The sequence below is a fragment of the Streptomyces sp. LARHCF249 genome, from assembly GCF_052871255.1.
Window position 1 is genome coordinate 549028 of the sequence record NZ_JBIXJQ010000001.1, and the last position, 23123, is coordinate 572150.

Sequence of the window (23123 nt, forward strand, 5' to 3'; positions counted from 1 at the left end):
GGCGATCGCGGGAAACCTGCCAGACTCCCCGCATGCCGCCTTTCACGTCCGTCGCCGCCTACGCCCCGCCCGGTGTCGGGATGCTCGCCGTCGGTCTGGTCACCGAGGTTTTCGGCACGCGTGAGGGACTCCCGCGCTTCGACTTCGCGCTGTGCGCCGATCGGCCCGGGCCCGTGCCCACCGACCTCGGCGTGCCCCTCGCGGTCGAGCACGGGCTGGAGCGGATGGCAGCCGCCGATCTCGTGCTCGCCCTGCCCTGGGCCGGATTCCGGACCCCGCTCGCCCCAGCCGTGCTGGAAGCGCTGTCCGCCGCCCACGCCCGCGGCGCCCTGGTCGCGGCGCACTGCGTCGGCGCGTACGCACTCGCCGCCGCCGGCCTGCTCGACGGGCGGCGGGCCACGACGCACTGGCGGTTCGCGGAGCTGCTGGCCGCCCGCCATCCGGAGGTCACGGTCGACCCCCACGCCCTCTACGTCGATGAAGGCCGCGTCGTCACGGGGGCGGGAGCGGCCGCGGGCTTCGACCTCTGCCTGCACCTGGTCAGGCGGGAGCACGGCGCCGCGACCGCCAACGCCATCGCGCGCGACCTCGTCCTGCCCTCCCACCGCGAGGGCGGACAGGCCCAGTACCTCGCCGCCCCCGTCCCCGAGGACGCTCAGGACACCCGCCTCGCCGAAGTCCTCGCCTGGGCCCGCGAGCACCTCCGCGAGCAGCTTCCCGTCGCCGAACTGGCCCGGCGCGCCGTGATGAGCAAACGCTCCTTCGCCCGCCGCTTCACCGCGGCGACCGGCACCACCCCGCACGCCTGGCTGGTCGGCCTCCGGCTGAGCCGCGCCGAGGAGCTGCTGGAGACCACCGACCTGTCCGTCGAGGAGATCGCCCGTGCAGTGGGTTTCGCGAGCGCGGCGGTGCTCCGCGAGCAGTTCGTACGCCGGCGCGGGGTGCCGCCCCGCTCCTACCGGCGTTCCTTCACCCGTACGCCGTAGCGCCTCGTGAGCGGGGACGCCGACGGCGCTAGGGTGAGCCGAACCCGGCCGTAGGTGAGCGCGAGCAAGGTGGACAGCTGTGTCGACGTCGAGTCACGAGATGTTCGGCGCCCCGTGCTGGGTCAGCCTGATGACCGGCGACCTCGCCGCGGCGCAGCGGTTCTACGGCGCCGTCATGGGCTGGCACTTCCGCGCCACCCGGCTCGGTGAGGGTTTCTCCATCGCCTTCCGCGACGGTGCTCCCGTGGCCGGCATCGGCGCCCTGGCGCACCGGCTGGGCCTGCCGCCCGCGTGGACCCCGTACTTCGCCGTCGACGACGCCGATGTCACGGCGGCGCGGATCCGCGAGCGCGGCGCGACCGTGGCGGTGGGCCCGCTCGCCTTCGGCACCGGACGCGCCGCGCTGGCCGCCGACCCCGACGGAGCCGTCTTCGGGTTCTGGCAGGGCCAGGTCATCCCCGACTGGACCGTCGGCGAGGGAGGCGCTCCCGCCTGGCTCGAACTGCGCACCCGTGACGCCTTCGCCGCGGCCGTCTTCTACGGCGAGGTCCTGGACTGGGCCGGCGAACGGCGCGGCTGCTGCACCGTCTCCTACGAGCACGACCACGTCGTCCTGCGCCACGGGAACGACACCACGGCGCGCATCGTGGGCGGGGCCCTCGAGGAGGCCCCCGATCCGCAGGTCCGGCCCCGCTGGCACGTCCACTTCCGCGTCCACGACCTCGAGGCGGCCGTGGAATCCGCCACCGGGCTGGGCGGCCGGGTCGTCACACCCGTGGAGACCACGAGCACCAGCCGCTCGGTCGCCCTGGCCGATCCCGACGGGGCGTTGTTCACCGTGGTGGCCCCGCAGGACCAGTGACCGGGACCGGGACGGAACCTCGACCACGGCAGCTGTGGAGGCTGACATGAGGAAGATCATCGCAGGGCTGTTCATCTCGCTCGACGGCGTCGTCGAGGCACCCGACCAGTGGCATTTCCCTTATTTCAACGACGAGATGGGGGCGGCCGTCGACGCGACGCTCGGCTCGGTCGACACCATGCTGTTCGGCCGCAAGACCTACGACAGCTTCGCCGGCGCCTGGCCCGAGCGGGAGGCCGCGGGCGGGGAGGACGCCGCCTTCGCCAAGATCCTCGGCGACGCCCGCAAGATCGTCGCGTCGAACCGGCCCCTGGAGTTCACCTGGCGCAACTCCGAGCAGCTCCAGGGCGACCTCGTCGAGGCGGTCACCGCGCTGAAGGCCGAACCGGGCACCGGTCCCATCGGAATGAGCGGTTCGGTCTCCGTCGTGCGTCAACTGCTGGCGGTGGGACTGCTGGACGAACTGCACCTGCTGCTGCACCCGATCGCGGTCCGCAAGGGCATGCGGCTCTTCGACGAGGGCGAGGCCCCGATCCCGCTGACGCTGATCTCTTCGGAGACCTTCGAGACGGGCGTGCTGAACCTCCACTACGCCCCCGCGGATTCGGTCGGGCAGGGGACGTACGAGGACGCCAAGACCCACCTGCGGCAGCCCGAGGGCTGACCGGACCCCGGGTCGGCGCCGGGTTGAGGCTTCGCGGCACCGGCGTAGCGTGGACAGTGCCGCGCGCAAAAAGCCGGCGGCACGACGCACACGAGGAGCGGTGGCCATGGGCAAGCCCTCGATCGATGACTTGCGGGAACGGGTACGCGGGGCGGTCGTCACCCCGCAGGACGACGGCTACGACGAGGCGCGCGCGGTCAACAACGCCATGATCGACAGGAGGCCGGCGGCCGTCGTGCGCTGCGCCAACGCGGGTGACGTGATGGCCTCGGTCGATTTCGCCCGTGACAACGGGCTCGACCTGGCGGTCCGCGGCGGCGGGCACAGCGTTCCCGGCTTCGGCACCTGCGACGACGGCGTGGTGGCCGATCTGTCCGGGATGCGTTCCGTCCGGGTCGAACCCGGCCGCCGGACGGCCCGCGCGGACGGCGGGGCGACCTGGGGCGACTTCAACGCGGCGACCCACGCCTTCGGCCTGGCCGCCACCGGCGGAATCATCTCCACCACCGGTGTCGGCGGCCTCACCCTCGGCGGAGGCATCGGCTACCTCGCCCGCGGACTCGGTCTGAGCTGCGACAACCTGCTGTCGGCCGATGTGGTGACCGCGGACGGCCGGCTGCTCGTCGCGAGCGACGAGGAGAACCAGGACCTGTTCTGGGCCCTGCGCGGCGGCAGCGGAAACTTCGGCGCGGTGACCTCCTTCGAGTTCAAGCTCAGCCCGGTCAAGGACGTCTACGGCGGACCGATGCTGTTCGAACTGGACGACGCGGGCAGCGTACTGCGATCCTTCCAGGAGCTGATCGCCGACGCCCCGGAGGAACTCGGCGGCTTCCCGGCCTTCCAGATCGCACCGCCGCTCCCCTTCATCCCGGAGGACCGGCACGGCGACGCCTTCGCCCTGATCGTGGCCTGCTGGGCCGGGCCCGTCGAGGAGGGCGAGCGCGCCCTCCAGCCCTTCCACGACATCGCGCCGGTGGTCGCCGAGCACGTCGGCCCCATGCCGTATCCCGCGCTCAACAGCGCCTTCGACGCGCTCGTACCGCCCGGCCTCCAGCACTACTGGAAGGCCAACTTCGTGACCGAGCTGACCGAGGACGCGATCGAGGCGCACCTGCGGTACGGGCCCCGGCTGCCCGCCGTGAACTCGACCGTGCACATCTACCCCATCAACGGCGCCTGCCACCGCGTGGCACCGGAGGAGACGGCCTTCGCCTACCGCGACGCCAACTTCGCCACCGTCATCGCCGGGATGTGGCCCGACCCCGCGGACAACGACGCCAACATCGCGTGGGTGCGCGACTACTACGAGGCGACCGCCCCGCACTCCGAGGAGGGCGGCTACATCAACTTCATGGCCGACGACGACCAGGGGCGGATCCGGGCCAACTACAAGGACAACTACGACCGGTTGGTGGAGGTCAAGCGGACGTACGATCCGGGCAACCTCTTCCATCTGAACCAGAACATCAGGCCGTGACCGGACGGCGGCGGCCGACGCCTGCGCCCGGCGGCCGCCGCCCGCTCAGCGTTCCGTCAGTTCCGACGGGGCCTCCTGGACCACCCAGCCGTTCCCGTCCGGGTCCTCGAAGGTCATGAACGAGTTCCAGGTCCCGCCCTTGCCGTCCGCCCAGCCCGTGTCGCCGAGGTGGCGGACCGGGGAGACGTCCACGCCCCGGTCCACCAGCTCGCCGTGGGCCGCCTCGATGTCCGTGACGCAGATCTGGAGCCCCTGGAGCGCCCCGGGTGCCATCGGCTTCGTACCGGGCGCGGCGGGCATCCCCTGGAGCATCGCGATCGAACACCGGGAGCCGGGCGGGGTCAGCTGGATGATGCGCACACCCGGGGCCACTTCGTCGTCGAGGTCGACCGCGAAGCCCACCTTGTCGGCGTAGAACTCCTTCGACCGGTCCATGTCGGTGACAGGGACCGGCACCACTTCGAGCGTCCAGTTCACGGCGCGTCTCCTCGCGAACGCCGGCCCGCCGCAGCGGGCCGGACCGAACGGATCAGGTCGGACCCACCCTCACCCACGGGGGAGCGGCCCCGCACGCCGAAACGCCGAACCTTCACGGACCGCTCCGGCGCGTCGCGGCTAGATGCCGATCGCGCCGTCGATGCGCTCCCGCAGCAGGTCCGCGTGGCCGTTGTGCCGGGCGTACTCCTCGATCATGTGGATGAGGACCCAGCGCAGCGACACCGTCCCGCGCCACGCGTCGTGCCCCTCGACGTCGAGGTCGGGGGCCTCGGCGGCGAAGCGGTCCGCGAACTCCACTTCGCCGCGCCAGGCCGCCCAGGCCTCCCGGACGGCCTCGCGGCTGGAGTGCGCGCCGTCGAAGTCGCCGTCGGGGTCGGTGGCCGAGGAGAACCGGGGAGGCGCGTCCTGACGGGCCAGCACCTGGCGGAACCAGCGGCGCTCCACATCGGCGAGGTGGCGGACCAGGCCCAGCAGCGACAGCGTCGACGGTTCCACGGACCGCCGGGACAGGTCCGCGTCCAGGCCCGCGCACTTCATCTCCAGGGTGGCGCGCTGATCCGCGAGGAAGGCGGCCAGCACGCGCCGCTCGTCACCGGTCGCGGGGCCACGGAACCGGCCGTCCTCCTGCGGCCCGGCGAATATCTCGGCTCTGCTGCGCGGGGTCGTCGTCATGATCGCGATTATGCACCGGCGCCGATTTGCGGTGCGGCCCTTTCTGGGGTTGTTTCGAAGTAGGTGTGTTCCCTGTTCTCCCTGGATTTGGGGGTGAACCACCGTGTTCTTCGCCCATCGAGCCGACGCCGGACAACGTCTGGCCGCCGTTCTCGGGCACCTTCGGCAAGACCGTCCCGTCGTCCTGGGCCTGCCGCGCGGCGGGGTCCCCGTCGCCTACGAAGTGGCGCGGGCGCTGGGTGCCCCGCTCGATGTGATCGTCGTCCGCAAGCTCGGGGTTCCGTACCACCGCGAGCTGGCCTTCGGCGCCATCGGGGAGGGCGGGGTGCGGGTGATCAGTGAGGAGATCGTCCGTCTCAGCCGGGTCGGGGAGAAGGATCGCGCGGCGGTGGAGCAGGCCGAGGAGGCGGAGCTCGTACGGCAGGCGGGACGGTTCCGCGCCGGGCGGCCACGGATGCGGCTCGACGGCCGGACGGTGATCGTCGTCGACGACGGGATCGCGACGGGGGCCACCGCCGCGGCGGCCTGCCAGGTGGTACGGGCGATGGGCGCGGCCCGCGTGGTGCTGGCGGCCCCGGTGGCGCCACCGGACGCGGTCGCCTGGCTGCGCACCGAAGCGGACGAGGTGGTGTGCCTGTCCACGCCGAGCGGATTCTCGGCCGTCGGCCAGTGGTACCAGGACTTCTCCCAGACCCCCGACGAGGAGGTCGTCTCGCTGCTGGCGCAGGCCGCCGCCGAGGCCGGGCCCGAAACCGAACCGCAGGGCGAGTCCGGGGCGGGCGTGGAGGCGGACGTCGAGGTGGAAGTGGAGGGGGGCGGCGTCCGGCTGGCCGGTGACCTCGCCCTGCCCCCGGGCGCCGGTGCGGTGGTGGTGTTCGCACACGGCTCCGGCAGCAGCCGCCACAGCCCGCGCAACCGGTCGGTGGCCGCCGCCCTCCGCGAGGCGGGCCTGGGCACCCTGCTCTTCGACCTCCTCACACCGGCCGAGGAGGCCCGCCGGGCGAACGTCTTCGACATCGAAACCCTCGCCCGGCGGCTGACGGACGCCACGCACTGGCTGCGGAGCCGCGAGTCCCTTCCCATCGGCTACTTCGGAGCGAGCACCGGAGCGGCGGCGGCGCTGTGGGCCGCCGCCGACGACACCGAGGTGGGCGCCGTGGTCTCCCGCGGCGGCCGCCCCGACCTCGCCGGGGCGCGGCTCGCCGGCGTACGCGCGCCGACCCTGCTCATCGTGGGCGGCCGCGACACGATGGTGCTCGACCTCAACCGGCAGGCCCAGGCACAGCTGCGCTGCGAGAACCGCCTCGACGTCGTACCCGGCGCCACGCACCTCTTCGAGGAGCCGGGAGCCCTGGAGGAGGCGGCCGGCCTCGCCCGCGACTGGTTCACGCGGCACCTGACGGTTCCGGAGCGCTAGCCCAGGTGTTCCACGGACACCGGCTCGAAGGTGATCCGGGTCAGCGATCCGTCGTCCGCCCACCGCACCTCGATGCCGTCGGGCTCCGCCCGCACGTCCGCGACCGCCGCTGCCAGCGGGGCCGGATCGGGCTCCGCCGTGAGGGTGGCCAGCGCCGCGTAGGGGCCCGTGTCCGCCGCCCCTGCCGTCAGCCGCGGTACGAGGGCCCACGGGGTGAAGGCCGTGCCCGCGGGCGCCCGGGCCTCGTCCTGGGCTTCCCATCCGTGCAGCGGGTGCAGCGCGGAGAGGACCGTGTCCCCGGGGCCGGCGGCCCAGCCCGTCTGTTCCACGCGAGCCCCCTCCGGCGCCCCCCGGACCCGGTGGACCCGCAGTTCGTGGCGGCCCCTGACCACGGTGACGCTGTCCACGCGCAGGCCCGGCACGGCGGGTGCCCCGGCCGCGAAGACCGGCCGGTGCCACGAGGCCGCCCAGCCCCAGCCGTCGCCGTGCCCGGCACCGAGCGGGTGGATGCGGCGCCGGGCGCTGCGTACGCCGGCCACGACCACGGCGAGGTGGTTGTCCCGGGTGTTGCCGTACGCCGTGGGCCCGGTTCGGGTGGAGTAGGCCTGGCGGGCGTAGAGCGGGTCCTCGCGGCCTGCCGACTCGGCCTCGTCCGGGCCGACGTGGTCGCTGCCGTGGTTGTGCAGGCGTACGAGGCCGTCGGCGCGGGTGGACTGGACGAGCAGGCCCGGCGCGGGCAGGGCGAGCGCCCGGTCCTCCCGCTCGCAGGGCGCCGCCTCCTCGGTCGCGGTCCACAGCGGATCCGCCGCGGGGGCGAGCAGGCAGACGAAGGCCTTGGAGGCCCAGTACGGCGAGGCCGGTCCGGAGTAGGGCTGCAGGGTCGCCGCGTGCCGGCCGTGCCAGCCGGTGCCGAGCAGCCCGTCGCCGTCGACCGCGCCCCGGTCCAGGAAGTAGCGCAGCGAGCCGCTCAGCAGCCGGCGCGAGGTGCCCGGGGTCAGCGGCGTGTGCCCGGTCACGGCGCCGAGGCCGACGGCGGCAGCGGCGGCGAAGCGGTAGGTCAGGGAGCGCCCGAAGTAGAGCGGCGCACCGTCGGCGCCGAAGAGCAGGGAGTGGCTGTCGAGGTGCTCGCGCAGCCGGGCGCCGTGGGGTGGGCGCCGCTCGGCCGGGGCGCCGTCCGCGCCGGCGAGGTGGGCGTCGAGTACGGGGTACAGGTGCAGGGCCCAGCCGTTGTAGTGGTCGAAGGCGCGGCCGTCGCCGTCGGCGTACCAGCCCTGGCCGCGGTACCACTGCTCCAGGAGGTCGAGGCCGCGGCGGCGGGCCCGGGCCGTTTCCGCGTCGCCCCGGCCCACCGACTCCAGGAATCCGGCCACGGTGTAGGGGAAGAGGTACCAGTTGTTGGGGGCGGGCACGTGGCGCAGTGCGCCGCGCAGCCACTGCTCCGCCCGGTCCCGCACGGCGCCGTCCAGCTGGTCCCACAGCCAGGGCCGGGTGAGCCGCAACCCGAGGGCCACGGAGGCGGATTCGACCATCGGCTGGCCCTGGACGTGCAGATCGCGGATGAGCGGCCAGGATTCCGTGTCGTCGCGGCCGGGGGAGCGGGTGCCGGCGGCGAGTCCTTGCGCGTAGCGGTCGAGCCAGCCGTACGGGTCTTCCCCGGCGCCGCCCGCGATGCGGAAGGCGGCGGCGAGGAAGGTGCGGGCGTACCCCTCGAGCCCGTCGGAGCGGACGCCGGAGGCGGAGGGCGGTCCCGGCAGGTCGAGCAGGGCTCCGCCGGGAGTGGCCCACCGCCAGGCGGCGCGCAGCAGTCCGTCCGCGGCCGCCTCCCAGTGGTCCCGGGTGTAGCCGGTGTAGGGGCTGAACTCGCGGTTGTCGGCGGGGAGTCCGGAGATGGCCATGCGGGCATGCTGTTCGCACGGCCACCTCCGGGTCAACCGGCCGCTCCCTGGCGGACGGTCAGGCGCAGGAGGTGAAGGTCGGGCCGGTGTTCGCGATGTAGAGGGTCGCGCCGCCGCTCGGGTCGTCCTTGACCGGGACGGTGACGGTGTCGTCGGCCTTCCAGGGGAACCCCTGTGCGTCGAAGGTCCAGTTGCCGGTCACCTTCCGCGCGAGCACGGACAGGGTCACCCACCCGTAGTGGGTGGCGGGGACGGACACCTGGATGGCGTCGCCGACGCTCGTCGAGCCGCTCCACACGTTCTGGAACGACAGGGTGACGCCGACCTCCGTCTGCAGGACCCCGGCGGTACCGCCGCTGAGGCTCGACGACAGCTGCGTCCCGATGCTGCTCTGCCAGCCGGTGGTCTTGGTCACCGAGAAGGTCTGGCTGACCGGGGAGGCGGAGTTGTTGTACCAGACGGCGGAGGCGCAGACCTTCGGCAGGGGCGCCGCGGGGGCCTCGCTCTTCACTGCCCAGGAGCAGCTGGCGGGGTCCCGCTGGCAGACCTTGGCGCCGTGGTCCACGGCCAGGTTCCAGGCGGCCGTCGAGTTCGTGGTCCAGCGCTGGTTCGTACCGGCGTGGCAGCGGGACTGACCGGTCCACGCGTCGTCGTACTGGGCGCTCGCGATCAGGTCGAGGCAGGAGTTGTCGCTGGCGTTGCGGATCATGAACGCGGTGGTGGAGCCCGCCACCGGCTGGAAGTACCACTTCTGGCTCGTCTGCCCGCGGCAGGTCTGCTGCCGCAGTGCCGGCCAGCTGAGGTCGATGCACTTGCCGGTGGTGGCGTTGACGATGGCGAAGCTGAAGTCGGCCGGGTCGACGGCCAGGTTCCAGGACTGGTGGAAGCCGGGCGCCGAGTTGGTGACGACGTACGCGTTGTCGTCGCGCGAGCCGTTCTGTACGTCCAGGCGGCGGCCGTTGCTGACGGAGGTGAAGTTCACGTTCTCGAGCTCGGAGCCGCTGTTCTGGTCCGCCGCGCTCGCCTGGGCGGCGGCGTTCGCCGGAGCCGCCGCCAGCGGGGAGGCCATGATGCCGAGGGCGACGCAGCACGTCGCCAGGGCTGCGGCGAGTAAGCGCAGCCAGGACGTGGCGTGTTCGGGCGCACGGGCCGGGGTTGACGTCATGGGTGGGGCCTTTCTTCCGTTCGGTGGAGACGGGCGGGTTCAGGGGCGGTTCAGGCGGTGGGAGCGGCGGCGAACGCCGCCTCCAGCCGCGGGACCCAGTCCACGAGGTCCTGGCTCCAGCAGCCGCTTTCGTGGCCGCCGTGGCAGTTCTCGCCCCAGCCGGAGCCGTTGCCGTAGTTCACGTAGTGGTAGGGGAATCCGAGGGCGTCCAGCGCGTCCTTGGTGTGCTTGGCCGCCGACTCGGCCCAGAACTCGAAGTCGCCGGGGTTGCCGTTGCCGGTGCCCGTGTAGACGGCGATGCCCATGCCTTCCAGGGCGGCCATGTGCGCGGTGGGATCCGCCGCGTTCCAGCGCCAGTCGGCGTCGAACACCGGATACGGGGTGCCGAAGACGGCGTCGCTGGAGACCGCGGGTCCGAACTCGAGGTTGCAGGTGGGTCCGGAGCTGGAACCGCACAGCGGGGCACCGAGGTTGGTCAGGGTGGCGACGACGGCCCCGCGGATGACCGCGTGGTTCCTGGACAGGTCGTTGGCGCCGGAGAGGGTGGCGACCTGGCTGAACAGGTCGGGGTGGCGCTGGGCGTAGTGCAGGGCGCCGAATCCGCCCATGGAGAGGCCCGCGACGGCCCGCCCCTGCTTGCCGGTGACGGTGCGCAGGTTGGCGTCGATGAACGGGATCACCTGGTTGATGTGGAAGTTCTCCCAGTTCTGCGCCCCTGCGGCGGTCTTCTGGTCGAGCCAGTTGGCGTACCAGCCCCGGCGGCCCCCGTCCGGGATGACCGTGATCATCGACTGGGCGGCGGTGAGGGCGGGGTAGGCGAGGGCCGGGTTCCCCGGGTCGTCGGAGGCGCCGTGCAGGAAGTACAGGACCGGGTAGCGCTTGGCCGGGTTGGCGGCGTAGTCGCCGGGCAGCAGGATCCGGATGCGGTGCTCGCCCGCGACCTGGGGCGTGGTGACGGTGAGCACGAAGTTGGTTCCGGTGCCGGTCACGGCGGCGCTCTGGGTCAGGCCGAACCCGTCGGTCATGGCGGGCGGCCCCGGCGGATCCGCGTGTACGGGCGGTGTGCCCAGCAGGAGTACCGCGGCTGCCAGGGCGACGACCACAGCCTTCGCCCGCAGCAGTCGGGCGGAGCGGGACGGTCTCGTCGGGCGTGGGCGAACGAGGTGGTTGGCCATGCGCCGAGTCTGGCCCAGCCGCCCTGCCGATTTGGAGTCTAGTTCTAGAAAATCTTTCGGCTTTTCATGGCCGGAACCGTCCCGTTCGCACGGCCGGGAGCCGCGAGCCACCGCTCGCGCCCCGGCCTGCGACGTGTTCGCGACCGGGACCAGCCGGCCGGGCACGGCCGAAAGGGGGGCGGCTCCGGGTGCATTCCTTCGCCGGGACGGGGCAGAAGCGGGTTGCGAGATCGGAGGCTTGTCATGATCGTCCTCGGAGTCATCCTGCTGATCATCGGCTACATCGCCGGCATCTCCATCCTGTGGACGCTCGGGATCATCCTGATCGTCATCGGCGCCATCCTGTGGATCCTGGGATCCGTGGGGCACGCGGTCGGCGGACGCAACCACTACTGGTGAGTACGACGCCCCGGGCGTCCTGCATTCCCTCAGGCCTCAAGGCTGCGGGACGGCCGCCCCGGTGCGGCCGAGGAGTTCGGCGAGGCCCCGTCGGGTGGCGGCCAGGACCACGCGGTCCTCGGGCTTCAGGACGTAGCCGGGATGCGGCTGCCACGCCAGTCCCGGGCCCGGGACCGTTCCCTCGCGCGGGGCGGACGCCAAGTCGGGGCGGCGGTCCGCGGGCGAGGCCGTGTCAAGGGCGACGACCCGCCAGGCACCGGGGCGGAAGGACTCCGTGACGGTCAGGCCCTCGAGCTGCGGGTGGCCCGCCACGTCGACGACGGCGAAGAGCAGCACCCGGCGTTCCACCGCTATGGCCCCGAGGATCTGCCGGCCCATCATCGCCCCGGCGAAGGCCGGGGCGGCGAGGTGGGTGACGCTCCGGCTGCGGGTGAGCGCGCCCGGGTGGGCGGCGCGCAGCGTGCGGTAGACGGCGGTCGCGAAGTCGTCCTCGTACAGGCGCATCACGACCCGCAGGTCGGGCTTGACCCCGCGCGCGTACAGCGCGGCTTCCAGGTTGGTGGTGTCCGAGCTGGTCAGGGCGAGCAGCGCGTGCGCCCGGTGGACGCGGGCGGCTTCCAGCACGCCCTCGTCGGTGACGTCCCCGACGACGACGGGCACCCGCAGGCGGCGGGCCAGCGCCAGTCCGCGGGCCCGCGGGTCGGACTCCACGCAGACCACCGGGATCCCCAGCTCCCGCAGCCGCGCCAGCACCCGCGTACCGATCTTGCCGAGGCCCAGCATCACCACGTGGCCGGACAGGCCGCGGGGCGGGCGGCGCAGCACCGTGGCCGTGCGGAAGGCGCCCAGCGCTTCGAGGGCGGCCGCCACCAGGACCGGCAGCAGCAGGAGGCCGACGAACCCGGCCAGGATCTGCAGCACCTGCCGCTGTGTCGGGGCGCCGACTGCCGGGTCGTTGATCGCGAAGATGTCGAGCAGGGTGACGTACGCGGCGTGCAGCGGGTGATCGCCCGTCGTCAGCCAGGAGGCCACGGCGAGCGCGGTGACGGCGGCAGCGATGCCGGCCAGCGACCAGCGAAGCCTTCGGGAGAAGAGCGAGGCCACCGGCAGCGAGGCGGCGCTGAGCCGTGGTGTCGCCGCCTGCGCCGGACCCGCGTGGGCCACCGTCTCCAGGGCCACGATGCCCCGTCCCGTCGCGGCCGCCACCGCACGGTCGTCCGGCAGGAGTTGGAGCCCGCGTTCGCCGCCGAGTACGGAACTCTCGCTGCCGGCCGGGTCGGTCGCCGTCGCGGACAGCAGCGCGAGCGTGCACAGCCCGGGATCGGCCGTCTCGCCGCGCCCCGGCGGCGTACGTTCCACCGCCCGCAGCAGCAGGCCGTCCGCCTGGACCACCTTGCTCGTTCCGGCGACCGCGCTCGCGGCCAGCGCGGGCGCCGCCGTGTCGGCGTCGGACAGCACGGTCGTGGCGGAGTCCCGGTCAAGCGGATCGATCCCCGGTTCGGCGACGATCGCCGCCTGGTCCAGGAGGTCCTCCAGGTGCTCGCCGAGCTTGCGGTTGTAGAGCCGGATCACGAGGCGCAGCCTGGGGTTGAGCCGCCGGGCCACCAGCGCGGCCCGTACGTTGCGGTCGTCGTCCTCGTACACGAGCGCGAGCGCGGCGGCTCCGGCCACCACGGCGGCCAGCACCTCCTCGTCCGGCTCCGCGGCCTCCACGACCCGCGGCTCGTCCGGCGGCCGCTCCCCCGCCGGTACGCGGAGGGTCCTGGTCGAGGGGATGCGCCCCCAGCGCCCGCGCCGCGCCGGCGGGCCCACCGCGAGCGGTGGCTCGCTCGCGGGCGGTACGACCAGCGTGACGCGCTCCCCGTACACCTCCCCGAGTTCGGCCGCCAGCCTGCGGGCCAGCCCGTCGTCGCCGCACACCACCATCCGGCCCGTGCCGCCCGGCACTTGAAGAACCTGCTGCGGAATCTGCACAGGTCCAGCATGCCTTGCGCCCCCGACAACGGGCGGGCGGGGACTACGTGGTGAAGGCGGTGCGCAGCGCGTCGCGGTGTGCGGCGAGCCAGGTCCCGAAGTCCTGCAGATCGGGATTGAGTTCGCGGACGGCGGCGAGGTCCCGGGCCGCGGTGAAGCGGTCCGCGCAGTCGGCGTAGTACTGGAACATGTTCCCGGCCTCGTCGGCGCCCGGGAAGCCCAGCGCACGGAAGCCGTCCGCGGCCAGGGGGCGGTAGCGCACGGTTTCACCGATGGCCTCGGTGAGGGCCGCCGCCATGTCGGCGACCGTGAGGTGCTCGCCGGCGATGCTCACGGTGGCGGCGATGAGGTCGGTGTCGCGCTTGAAGACGGCCAGGGCGGTCTTGCCGACGTCCTCGACGGCGATGCCCGCGAGCCTGCTGTCGCCCATCGGGAAGACCAGCTCCAGGACGCCGTCCTCGCCGCGCTGCGGGACGAAGGTGGTGAGCAGGTTCTCCCAGAAGAACGTGGTCCGCAGGAAGGTGGTGGGTACGCCCTCCTCGGTGAAGTAGTGGTCCGCCTCCGCCTTGCCGTCGAAGTGCGGCACCTTGTACTTCTCCTGGAGCGTCGGCATCCGCGGATCCTCCAGCGGGATGCACGCGCGTGTGTCCTCCAGCGTGGACCAGATCGCGTGCTGGACCCCCGCGTGGGAGGCGGCGCGGGCGACGGCCAGCGCCTGGGCCTTCTCGCGCTCGGCGGAGATGTGCTCCCAGAAGTTGGTGACCAGGAAGGCCCCGTACGCGTGCTCGAAGGCGGGTGCCAGGCTCGCCTCGTCGTCCATGTCGGCCTGGACCACCTCCGCTCCGAGCCGGGTCAGCTCCTGGGCCTGCGGGGAGTCCGCGTGGCGGGTGACGGCGCGGACCGCGAAGCCGCTCTCGGGGTCCGCCAGGATCGCCCGCGCCAGGCCGCCGCCCTGCGAGCCGGTGGCACCGAACACTGTGATGGTCTTCTTCTCGCCCATGCTCCCTTTCATCGCACACTCTCCGCGTCCGGGCCATCACGCCACGCCACGGACGAGGTGGTTCAGCGGCCCGGCGCCAGCGGTACGTCCGGCATGAGGTGCCTCGTGCCCGACTCCACCAGGGCGCACATCGGGCTGCCGTCGGGGCCGTCGGGGCAGGCGAGGTCGATGGCGAAGGGCTGCGGCGGATCCCCCGGCAGTTCGGCCGTCAGCACGGTACGGGCGGCCCTGGGGGCCCTGCCCATGGCGACGGTCTTGCCGTCGACGAGCACTTCCACGGGCCGGCGCGGGCCCTCGTACAGCACGCTGATCGAGTGGCCGTTCTGATCCAGGTGGAAACGGTGCCGGATGGTCATCGCGCACTCCCGGGACGACGCGTGTCCCTCCCTCGATTGCATCGTACGGCGCAACGTCACGCAGCGGGTGCGTAACCCATCCCGCGGCGGATCGTTTCTCCGTACGTCGCAGATACACACCCGCGTCCCCCGCGGTGTCCGCGGCCCAGGGCCCGGGGAGATCCATCACTCCCCGGGCCCTCGGTCATGCCGCCTTCACGGTGCCGGTGGGCCCGCCGCCGCGGGCGCCGCGGAACCGGCGCGCGCCACCGCCGCCCGGACGGTCGCGGCCACGCGTTCGGAGTGCGGATCGCTGACGACGATCCGGGCGAAGCGCGACGGGGGCCGCAGGTCGCAGTGGACGACGCCGTGGTGCCGGTGCCGGATCGCCACGAAGTCCACGCCCGTGGCGTGCTCCCACAGCCCCAGGCACAGTGCGCCGGGGATCAGCACGCCCCGCACCCGTACGCCGCGCAGCGGACGCCACCAGTCCGCCGTGGCTCCCACTCCGGCCACCGCCGCCAGCGGGACGCGCACATCGCCGTGCCGGGCCGTCACCTTTTCCCACCACGCCGTACGGACCACCAGAGCGTCTCCGTCGACAACCCAATGTGCCATGTCACACCTCGTCCGGCCTGAGGGCTGCCCCTCCCTCCACTATGGCCGCATCCGGGCCGTCCGCCAGGCCGCGGAAAATGCGGTGCCCCGGCGCGGCCCCGTTCCCTACACTCGCCACACGCGCTGCCGACAGAGCGGCGCGCCTCGAGCCGAGTGAAGAGAAGGGGAGCCGGGCCATGTGCGTTCACCGCACCGCAGACGCCTTCGCCGCCCCCTCCCGGTCCCGGTACGACGTGATCCCGGTGTCTCACGCCTGACGGTGCCGGCTGCGCGGCCGCCACCGTTCCCCCGTGACGCAACCCGAGTTGCCTTCCGCTGCCCTTCCCTGCCGTTGCCGCGCCCGTACGGGCTGCCCGGCGTGCAGGGCGGTGAGGGCAGAGCTCCGCCGTCCGGGAATCGCGCCGCCCTTCTCCTCACCATGCGAAAGCAATTCGAAAGGCCTCGGGCCATGCGCACCAACACCGTCCGGAACCTCGGCATCCTCGCCCACGTCGACGCCGGCAAGACCACGATCACCGAACGCATCCTGTTCGCGACCGGTGCCATCCACAAGCGGGGCGAGGTCCACGACGGAACGACCGTCACCGACTTCGACGCCCAGGAGCGCGACCGCGGGATCACCATCTTCGCCGCAGCCGTCAGCTGCACCTGGGACGGCCATCGCGTCAACCTCATCGACACCCCCGGCCACGTCGACTTCTCCGACGAGGTCGAGCGCTCCCTGCGGGTGCTGGACGGGGCCGTCGCGGTGTTCGACGCGGTGGCCGGTGTCGAGCCGCAGAGCGAGTCGGTGTGGCGGCAGGCCGACCGGCACGGGGTACCGCGGATCGCGTTCGTCAACAAGCTGGACCGGGCGGGCGCCGATCTCGACACGGCGGTCACCTCGATCCGCGAACGGCTGGGCGCCGTACCGCTGGTGGTCCAGCTGCCCATCGGGAGCGAGGACGCGTTCACCGGCGTCGTCGACCTGCTGGGGATGCGCGCGCTGATCTGGCGCGCCGGCTCCGACACGTACGAGGCGGGGCCGGTCCCCGAGTCGCTGCGCGAGGAAGCCGGCCGGCGCCGCCGCCTGCTGGAGGAGACGGTGGCCGAGCTCGACGCGGACGCGCTGGAGGAGTTCTGCGCGGCATCGGCGTTGAGCGAGCGGACGCTCGCCCGCGCCCTGCGCGAGCTGACGCTGCGCGGGGACGGCGTCGTCGTGCTGTGCGGTTCGGCGTACAAGAACCGGGGTGTCGAGCCGCTGCTGGACGCGGTCCTGGCCTACCTGCCCTCGCCCGCCGACATGCCGCCGGTGCGCGGCACGGCGGACGGCGCGGAGGTGGAGCGCGCGCCCGACCCGGCGGCGCCGTTCGCGGCCCTCGCCTTCAAGGTGACGGCGACACCGACCGGACGGCTCACCCACCTGCGGGTCTACGCGGGCACGCTGCGCAAGGGCGAGTCCGTACTGGACGCCGGTACGGGCCGTACGGAGCGGGTCGGCAGGATCCTGCGGGTGCAGGCCGACCGGCACGAGGAGCGGGAGGAGGCGGTGGCCGGCGACATCGTCGCCGTGATCGGGGTGAAGGCCGCCCGGGCCGGTACGACGCTGTGCGCGCCGCAGGCGCCGCTGGTCCTCGAACCGCCCTCGGTGGCCGAACCGGTGGTGTCGGTGGCCGTCGAGGCCCGTCGCGGCAGCGATACGGGACGGCTCGCGTCGGCCCTGGCCCGGCTCGCCGAGGAGGACCCCTCCCTGGTGGTGCGGTCCGACGCGGAGACGGGCCAGACCGTGCTCTCGGGCCTGGGTGAGCTCCATCTGGAGGTCGCTGTGGAGAAGCTCCGCAGCGGCCACGGTGTGGAGGTCGTCGTCGGGCGTCCGCAGGTCTCCTACCGGGAGACCGTCGTGCGCGGCGTGACCGGCCTGGTCTACCGGCACGTCAAACAGGACGGTGGCGCGGGGCAGTTCGCGCACGTCGTCATCGATGTGGAGCCGCTGGAGGAGGAGGTGACGGGTTTCGAGTTCCGGTCGACGGTCGTCGGCGGCCGGGTGCCGCAGGAGTACGCGCGGGCCGTGGAGGCCGGCTGCCGGGACGCCCTGGCCGAGGGTCCCCTCGGCGGGTTCCCGGTGACGGGGCTGCGGGTCACGCTCACCGACGGGGCGACCCACTCCAAGGACTCCTCGGAGCCGGCGTTCCGCGCGGCGGGCCGGTTCGCGCTGCGCGAGGCGCTGCGCGTGAGCACCGTGGAACTGCTGGAGCCGGTCGTGGAGGTCACGGTGACCGTCCCGGAGGACGGTGTGGGCGCGGTCCTGGGCGATCTCGCGGCCCGCCGCGGGCGGGTCTCGGGATCCACGTCCCAGTCCGGGACCGCGGTGGTCACGGCGGCCGTTCCGCTGGGCGAGCTCTTCGGCTACGCGTCGCGGCTGCGCGGCCGTACGCAGGGCAGGGGTACGTTCACCACCCGCCAGGCCGGCCTCGCGCCGGTCCCGCCCTCCGTCGCGGGGACCCTCCTGACCCGGTAGCCGCCGGCCAGGACGCCCCGCGTCCGCAACGCCCCGCCCCCGAACCACGGGGGCGGGGCCTCGCCGGAACGGCCGGGTCACGGCACTAGGCTGCGGTCCCGGGCCCCGGGTCCCGGGATGTCCACCACAACAGGCAAGGTGCGCACGTGTTCGAGTCGCCGCAGGAGAATCCGTATCCGGACAGCCACGTCCTCGGCGAGGGACCCGACCCGCACCCGCTGCTGCGGCCCGTGCTGCCGCTGCTGGGGCGCTGGCACGGCCGGGGCCGGGGCGAGTACCCGACCTTGGAGCAGGACTTCCGGTACGAGCAGGAGATCACCTTCAGCCACGACGGGCGCCCCTTCCTGCGCTACGAGGCGCGCGCGTGGCTGATCGACGCGTCGGGGACTCCCGTACGCCCGGCCGGCCGGGAGGCCGGATGGTGGCGGGTGACGCCCGACGCGTCCCTGGAAGTCGTCCTGGCCCATCCGACCGGCATCGTCGAGACGTACGTCGGGCGGGTGTCCGACACGGAGATCGAGATCGAGACCAAGGACGTGGCGCTGACCCCCTTGGCCAAGGAGGTCACCGGCACCCGGCGCCGCTACGCCCTCCAGGGCGCGGAGATGACGGTCACCCACGACATGGCGGCCGTGGGGCAGCCGCTGCAGCACCACCTCACGGCCCGCCTGCGCCGGCGCCCCTCCTGAACTCGCCGGGACACCGCGGGATCACCCGGGTGCCCGGCAGGTTCCGGCCCGGGTCCGGCCCTCGCTCTCGCATAGTCGTGGTACGCCGTGGCAGCCACGGCGTGGCGCCGGAGGGAGAGACCGTGGTGGATGCGGGACGACGGGCCGCGATGACCGCGCTGCTGGCGGCGGGGCTCGCTGCGGGCACGGGCTCGGGTACGGGCGCGGCGGCGGCCGCGCCGCCGGCGTTCGCGCGCGCCGCCCAGGCGGGCCCCCGCCCGCCGGCGGAGCTGCTCGGTGACGAGATCCGCCGGTTGCCCACGTCCCGCAAGGTCGTGGCGCTCACCTTCAACGCCGCGTGGGACGAGAGCGGGCTGGACACGGTGCTGGGCGAACTGCGCCGCCGGAAGGTGCCCGCCACGTTCTTTCCGACGGGCGAGTACGCCGCTGCCCGTCCCGCGGCCGTGCGGGCCATGGGCGCCGCGCACGGCCTGGGCAACCACTCGTACAGCCACCCCTACTTCGAGGACCTGAGCACCGAGGAGCGGGCGGACGAAGTTCGCCGCGCCGACACGGCGATCCGCAGGGCGTCCGGGACCGAGCCGCTGCCGTTCTTCCGTTTCCCCTACAGCGCCACGAGCGAGGACGCGATCGCCGACGTCAACGACCTCGGCTACGCGGCCGTCGAGTTCACCGCCGACACCAACGGCTACCTCGGCCCGGCGGGCGGCATGAGCGTGGACAAGGCGGTCGCGCGCGCCGTCGACGCCCTCTCACCCGGCGCGATCATCCAGATGCACGTGGGCAGTACCGGGGACGGCACCGTCCTCGACGCCCAGGCCCTCCCCCGGATCATCGACGCGGCCCAGGCCGCCGGCTACGAGGTCATCGACCTCCGCCAGTTCCTCGCCTAGGGGCCACATATTGGGATGCGGGCAGGTCAGCGGGTGCGTAGGGTCGATCCACGTGGAACCACTCACCGAGAAACAAATCCGCGCATCGTTCGTGAACTGCACCAAGGGCGAGGCAGCGCGGCTGCGGCTGCCGCTGGACTTCGCCGAACTGCCCTGGGAGGACCTGGACTTCCTGGGGTGGGTGGATCCGGGGGCGCCGCTGCGCGCCCATCTCGTACTGCCCCGGCAGCAGGGCCCGGTGGGGATCTCGCTGCGCGTGCCCTCGGTGGGCCGCACCAGCGCGGTGAAGTCCAGCCTGTGCCAGATCTGCCTGACCGGCCACGCGTCGTCCGGGGTCACCCTGCTGGCGGCCCCGCTGGCGGGCGCCCGCGGCCGGGACGGCAACACGGTCGGCATCTACGTCTGCGCGGACCTCGCCTGCCCCCTGTACGTGCGGGGCAAGCGCCAGCCGAAGCTGCGTGCCGGCCGGTACGAGGAGTCGCTGACCCTGGACGAGCGCCTCGCGCGCATGACGGGCAACCTCGACGCCTTCGCGACCAGGGTCGCGGCGGCGTGACCGGTCCCGGGCCACCGCCGCGACAGCGGCGGGGCCCGGGCCGCCGTCACTCCTCTTCCTGCTCCTGCTCCTGCCCCTGGGCGCGTTTGGCGACCACTGCGGCGGCCCCGAGCGCACTGGCCGCGAAGGCCAGCCCGACCATCCACGGCTGGTCGAAGCGGTGCCTCGTGGCGTGGTCGACCGACAGGCGGCCCGCTCCGGCGAGGCCGACGGCGGCCGCGGTGAACCCGAGGAAGGCCGGGTACTCGAACCCGCCGCCCTGGTTGAAGAACCCGGCGGGCGCGTGCACGGACACGGCTCCCGCCATGGCCCCCGCCGCTGCGGCGCCGGCAGCCGGTGTGGCGAGGCCGAGGACGAGCAAGGCCCCGCCTCCGGCCTCCCCCAGACCGGCGGCGATCGCGCTCTGCCGGCCGGGCCTGAAGCCCATGTGCTCCATCGCGGCCGCCGTACCCGCGAGCCCCGCACCGCCGAACCAGCCGAAGAGCTTCTGCGTCCCGTGCGCCATCAGCACCGCGCCCGTACCGGCCCTCAGCGCCAGCAGGGCGAGGTCACGGCGGTTCATGCAGCTCATCGGGATCTCCTCACGCAGCGGATGGGGTACGCACCATCCGTATCCGCTGCGACACCACCGCCCACACATATGCCCGCAGATCCTCCATACGGCCGGAACTGAGGGGGAACGGACACCATGGACTTCGAGCAGGTCTTCACGTACGCATGGCCGCACCACACCGGAAAGGGCTCCAGCGTCTTGTCTGTGGCCTACGAACCGGACGGGGCGGGCCGGCCGCGACGCTGGCTGCTCCTGGCGGCGCTGCCCGATTTCAGCGAGCTGCTGGCCTTCGACGATGCCGCACACGCGGGCGAGTTCGCCCGGGCGGTCCTCGAACTGCCGTCGACGCCGGGGTTCCACGAGCACGACATCGAGCTCCATGAGTCCGGCGAGCGGGAGGAGCGCCAGGCCACGCTGACCGTGGGCCGCGACCCCTCCGACGAACTGCGCGCCTACTTCGCGTACCAGTCGTACTACGTCTTCCCCGCCCGTGACGGCCGGGCGGATGTCGCCGCCCTCGGTCTGGAGGTGGTGTGCAACGACGTCGACGTGCCCCGGGCCCAGGCCGAGGCACGGGCCCTGCTCGCCGCACTGGACGGGGCCGGCCCGCCCACCCTGTGCGCATGACGACCCCGCCGGCCGGCCGACGGCCTCACAGGGGCTTCGCGCGGGCGATGACCAGGGCGACGTCGTCGTGGTCGTCCGGCCGCCGCAGGGTGTCCAGGAGCCGGTCGCAGGTCTCCTCCAGCGGGCGGCTGGTGTCGGCGAGCAGCTCCAGCAGGAGGTCGAGGCGTTCGTCGATGGGCTGGTCCCGGGTCTCGACCAGCCCGTCCGTGTACAGGACCAGCTGGTCTCCCGGCTCCATGCGCACGGAGGTGGCCTCGAAGGGGATGCCTCCCACGCCCAGCGGGGTGCCGGTGGGCAGGTCCAGGAGCCGGGGGGCCCGGCCGGACCCGATGAGGACCGGGGGCAGGTGTCCGGCGACGGCGATGCGGCATTCCGCGCGGTGCGGGTCGTAGACGGCGTAGACGCAGGTGGCGATGGTTTCCTCGAGGGCACTGGTGGTGCGGTCCAGCTGCTCGAGGACACGGGTCGGGTCGAGGGACAGTTCGGCGAGGGTGCGGGTGGCCGTGCGCAGCTGTCCCATCCCGGCGGCGGCGTTGATGCCGCTGCCCATGACGTCTCCGACGACGAGGACGGTGGTGTCGTCCGGCTGGGCGATGGCGTCGAACCAGTCCCCGCCGATCTCGCTGGTGGCCGCGGCGGGCCGGTACCGGTAGGCGACCTCCAGGCCGGGAGTGGGCGGCGGGTGGTGCGGCAGGAGGTGGTGCTGGAGGGCGAGGGCGGTGTGGTGCGCGTTGCGGTACCAGCGGGCGTTGTCGATGCACACGGCGGCGCGGGCGGCCAGTTCTCCGGCCAGGATGATGTCGTCGTCGTTGAAGGGCAGCGGATTGCGGGTGCGCTTGAGGTCGAGGGCGCCGAGGACCTCGCCTCGGGCGATGAGCGGCACGGCCAGGTACGAGCGCAGCCCGGCGCGGGCCAGCAGGGCGGCCGCGTCGTCGTTGCGGGCGATCCGCGAGATGTCGCGGGCGTGGACGTGGGCGACCAGGACCGGGTGGCCGGTGGTCACGGACTGGGTGACCAGGCGGTCCGCCTCGTAGCGGGCGATGTCGCCCGGCGGGTCCGCGGCGCGGACGGCCTCGCTGGGGTAGGCGGACGCCACGGCCAGGGCCCGGAACACGGCCGGCTCGTGGGCGGCGGACTTCAGGCTGGGGCGGCCTTCGAGGACGGAGTCGAGGATGTCGACGGCGGCGATGTCGGCGAGCTCGGGTACGACCACGTCGGCGAGCTCCCGGGCGGTCTGTTCGAGGTCGAGGGTGGTGCCGATGCGGACGGTGGCGTCCGCGATCAGGGCGAGGCGGCGGCGGCTGTGGGCGATCTCCTTGGCCGCCTGGTGACTCTGGGTGACGTCCACCACGGAGGTCGCGAGGCCCAGTACCCGCCCACTGGCGTCCTCCAGCCGGTAGTACGAGACCGACCAGGCGTGCTCGTGGTGCTGGTCGCCGTGCGTGTGCCCCGCGGTGAACTGCTCGACCAGCGGGGTCCCCGTGGCCAGCACCTGGCGCATGGCCGACTCGACGGCTCCCGCGTCGTCCAGGAAGGACAGGGCGTCGCGGACGCTCCGTCCGATGTGCTCGGCGGCGGGCAGCCCGTTGATGCGCTCCAGCGAGGGGTTGACCAGGACGTAGCGCAGGTCGGTGTCCAGGACCGCCAGCCCGATCGGGGACTGGGCGACCAGCCGGGCGGAGAGGGCCAGGTCCCGCTCCAGCCGGCGCAGCCTCGTACGGTCCGTGGCGATCCCGAGGGCGTACAGGTCCCCGTGCTCGTCGAGCAGCCGCATGTTGCGGAACTCGACCAGGCGGGTGCTGCCGTCCTTGTGCCGTACGGGGAACGCCCCGGCCCAGTCCCCGGCGCCGCCCATCACCCGGGCGAACAGTTCCAGGACCAGGTCCACGTGCTCCTGTGACGCCATCAGGCGCGCGGCGGGCCGGCCGAGGGCCTCCTTCGCCGTCCAGCCGAACAGCTGCTCCGCCTGGGGGCTCCACAGGGCGACCCGGCCCTGTGCGTCCAGGACGACCGCGGCGACGTTCAGGACGTCGAGCAGCCCGCTCGGCGGGGACACCCCGGGTGCGGCGCGCCCGGCCGTGTCCGCGCGGCCTCCCCCGAAGGCTTCGGTCGCATCCATCCAAGGCGCTCCCTTCCGGCGCGGCTCACTTCATCCTCCCTCCAAACCCGCC

22 protein-coding genes are annotated in these 23123 nt (G+C 73.4%); 11 read left to right on the forward strand and 11 right to left on the reverse strand.

Annotation, left to right across the window (positions count from 1 at the left end; genetic code table 11):
- Positions 1-32 precede the first annotated feature (32 nt).
- The 4 genes from ACIPUC_RS02725 to ACIPUC_RS02740 all read left to right on the forward strand — a co-directional run bounded on the left by ACIPUC_RS02725 (position 33) and on the right by ACIPUC_RS02740 (position 3989).
- The gene (locus ACIPUC_RS02725; protein ID WP_446586369.1) at positions 33-986 is read left to right on the forward strand and encodes a GlxA family transcriptional regulator; all 954 of its coding nucleotides are present in this window, start codon (positions 33-35) and stop codon (positions 984-986) included.
- 130 nt (positions 987-1116) lie between these two features.
- Positions 1117-1848, forward strand: coding sequence for a VOC family protein (locus tag ACIPUC_RS02730; protein WP_446586766.1), 732 nt, complete (start codon positions 1117-1119; stop codon positions 1846-1848).
- Between the two features lie 46 nt (positions 1849-1894).
- On the forward strand, positions 1895-2512 hold the full coding sequence (locus tag ACIPUC_RS02735) for a dihydrofolate reductase family protein (RefSeq protein WP_446586370.1): 618 nt from the start codon (positions 1895-1897) through the stop codon (positions 2510-2512).
- A gap of 106 nt (positions 2513-2618) precedes the next feature.
- Positions 2619-3989 (forward strand): FAD-binding oxidoreductase, encoded by a 1371-nt coding sequence (locus ACIPUC_RS02740; RefSeq protein WP_446586371.1) that lies wholly within the window; start codon positions 2619-2621, stop codon positions 3987-3989.
- 45 nt (positions 3990-4034) lie between these two features.
- Here the strand turns inward: ACIPUC_RS02740 and ACIPUC_RS02745 are convergent, their stop codons facing one another.
- Positions 4035-4466: a VOC family protein gene (locus ACIPUC_RS02745; RefSeq protein ID WP_446586372.1), complete on the reverse strand. Its 432-nt coding sequence runs from the start codon at positions 4464-4466 to the stop codon at positions 4035-4037.
- A gap of 138 nt (positions 4467-4604) precedes the next feature.
- Positions 4605-5159, reverse strand: a complete 555-nt coding sequence (locus ACIPUC_RS02750) for a DinB family protein (RefSeq protein WP_446586373.1) — start codon at positions 5157-5159, stop codon at positions 4605-4607.
- Positions 5160-5262: 103 nt separating this feature from the next.
- Between ACIPUC_RS02750 and ACIPUC_RS02755 the strand changes: the two genes are divergently transcribed.
- Positions 5263-6576: an alpha/beta family hydrolase gene (locus ACIPUC_RS02755; protein ID WP_446586374.1), complete on the forward strand. Its 1314-nt coding sequence runs from the start codon at positions 5263-5265 to the stop codon at positions 6574-6576.
- Here ACIPUC_RS02755 and ACIPUC_RS02760 read toward each other — a convergent pair.
- From ACIPUC_RS02760 to ACIPUC_RS02770, 3 genes are read right to left on the reverse strand one after another with little or no spacing between them, the layout of a single operon-like run.
- Entirely contained in the window at positions 6573-8471 is a 1899-nt protein-coding gene (locus tag ACIPUC_RS02760) for a DUF2264 domain-containing protein (protein WP_446586375.1), read from the reverse strand. The two genes, ACIPUC_RS02755 and ACIPUC_RS02760, sit on opposite strands and share 4 nt — an antisense overlap.
- A 58-nt stretch (positions 8472-8529) precedes the next feature.
- A complete protein-coding gene (locus ACIPUC_RS02765; RefSeq protein WP_446586376.1) occupies positions 8530-9636 on the reverse strand; it encodes an RICIN domain-containing protein in 1107 nt (368 codons plus the stop codon).
- 50 nt (positions 9637-9686) lie between these two features.
- Complete coding sequence (locus ACIPUC_RS02770) at positions 9687-10811, reverse strand: alpha/beta hydrolase (RefSeq protein WP_446586377.1); 1125 nt, start codon at positions 10809-10811, stop codon at positions 9687-9689.
- A gap of 243 nt (positions 10812-11054) precedes the next feature.
- Between ACIPUC_RS02770 and ACIPUC_RS02775 the strand changes: the two genes are divergently transcribed.
- Positions 11055-11210, forward strand: a complete 156-nt coding sequence (locus tag ACIPUC_RS02775) for a DUF6131 family protein (RefSeq protein WP_446586378.1) — start codon at positions 11055-11057, stop codon at positions 11208-11210.
- A gap of 36 nt (positions 11211-11246) precedes the next feature.
- Here the strand turns inward: ACIPUC_RS02775 and ACIPUC_RS02780 are convergent, their stop codons facing one another.
- The 4 genes from ACIPUC_RS02780 to ACIPUC_RS02795 all read right to left on the reverse strand — a co-directional run bounded on the left by ACIPUC_RS02780 (position 11247) and on the right by ACIPUC_RS02795 (position 15137).
- Positions 11247-13136 carry a potassium channel family protein gene (locus ACIPUC_RS02780; RefSeq protein ID WP_446586767.1) on the reverse strand — a complete coding sequence of 630 codons (1890 nt, stop codon included), beginning with the start codon at positions 13134-13136 and terminating at the stop codon, positions 11247-11249.
- Between the two features lie 91 nt (positions 13137-13227).
- A complete protein-coding gene (locus tag ACIPUC_RS02785) occupies positions 13228-14196 on the reverse strand; it encodes an NmrA/HSCARG family protein (protein ID WP_446586379.1) in 969 nt (322 codons plus the stop codon).
- A gap of 50 nt (positions 14197-14246) precedes the next feature.
- A complete protein-coding gene (locus tag ACIPUC_RS02790; protein WP_446586380.1) occupies positions 14247-14540 on the reverse strand; it encodes a hypothetical protein in 294 nt (97 codons plus the stop codon).
- A 195-nt stretch (positions 14541-14735) separates the two neighbouring features.
- Positions 14736-15137 (reverse strand): hypothetical protein, encoded by a 402-nt coding sequence (locus ACIPUC_RS02795; RefSeq protein WP_446586381.1) that lies wholly within the window; start codon positions 15135-15137, stop codon positions 14736-14738.
- A gap of 448 nt (positions 15138-15585) precedes the next feature.
- Between ACIPUC_RS02795 and fusA the strand changes: the two genes are divergently transcribed.
- From fusA to ACIPUC_RS02815, 4 genes are all read left to right on the forward strand, one after another.
- A complete protein-coding gene (fusA, locus tag ACIPUC_RS02800; protein WP_446586382.1) occupies positions 15586-17634 on the forward strand; it encodes an elongation factor G in 2049 nt (682 codons plus the stop codon).
- Positions 17635-17780: 146 nt separating this feature from the next.
- Positions 17781-18323, forward strand: coding sequence for an FABP family protein (locus tag ACIPUC_RS02805; RefSeq protein ID WP_446586383.1), 543 nt, complete (start codon positions 17781-17783; stop codon positions 18321-18323).
- Positions 18324-18448: 125 nt separating this feature from the next.
- Positions 18449-19216 carry a polysaccharide deacetylase family protein gene (locus ACIPUC_RS02810; RefSeq protein ID WP_446586384.1) on the forward strand — a complete coding sequence of 256 codons (768 nt, stop codon included), beginning with the start codon at positions 18449-18451 and terminating at the stop codon, positions 19214-19216.
- A 52-nt stretch (positions 19217-19268) separates the two neighbouring features.
- Positions 19269-19772 carry an FBP domain-containing protein gene (locus tag ACIPUC_RS02815; protein ID WP_446586385.1) on the forward strand — a complete coding sequence of 168 codons (504 nt, stop codon included), beginning with the start codon at positions 19269-19271 and terminating at the stop codon, positions 19770-19772.
- Positions 19773-19818: 46 nt separating this feature from the next.
- Here ACIPUC_RS02815 and ACIPUC_RS02820 read toward each other — a convergent pair whose 3' ends face one another.
- Positions 19819-20343, reverse strand: coding sequence for a DoxX family membrane protein (locus ACIPUC_RS02820; protein WP_446586386.1), 525 nt, complete (start codon positions 20341-20343; stop codon positions 19819-19821).
- Positions 20344-20460: 117 nt separating this feature from the next.
- Here ACIPUC_RS02820 and ACIPUC_RS02825 point away from each other — a divergent pair, with 117 nt between their 5' ends.
- On the forward strand, positions 20461-20952 hold the full coding sequence (locus ACIPUC_RS02825) for a hypothetical protein (protein WP_446586387.1): 492 nt from the start codon (positions 20461-20463) through the stop codon (positions 20950-20952).
- Positions 20953-20977: 25 nt separating this feature from the next.
- On the opposite strand, the gene ACIPUC_RS02830 is transcribed toward ACIPUC_RS02825, so the two are convergent.
- Positions 20978-23071 (reverse strand): SpoIIE family protein phosphatase, encoded by a 2094-nt coding sequence (locus tag ACIPUC_RS02830; protein ID WP_446586388.1) that lies wholly within the window; start codon positions 23069-23071, stop codon positions 20978-20980.
- Positions 23072-23123: the final 52 nt, after the last annotated feature.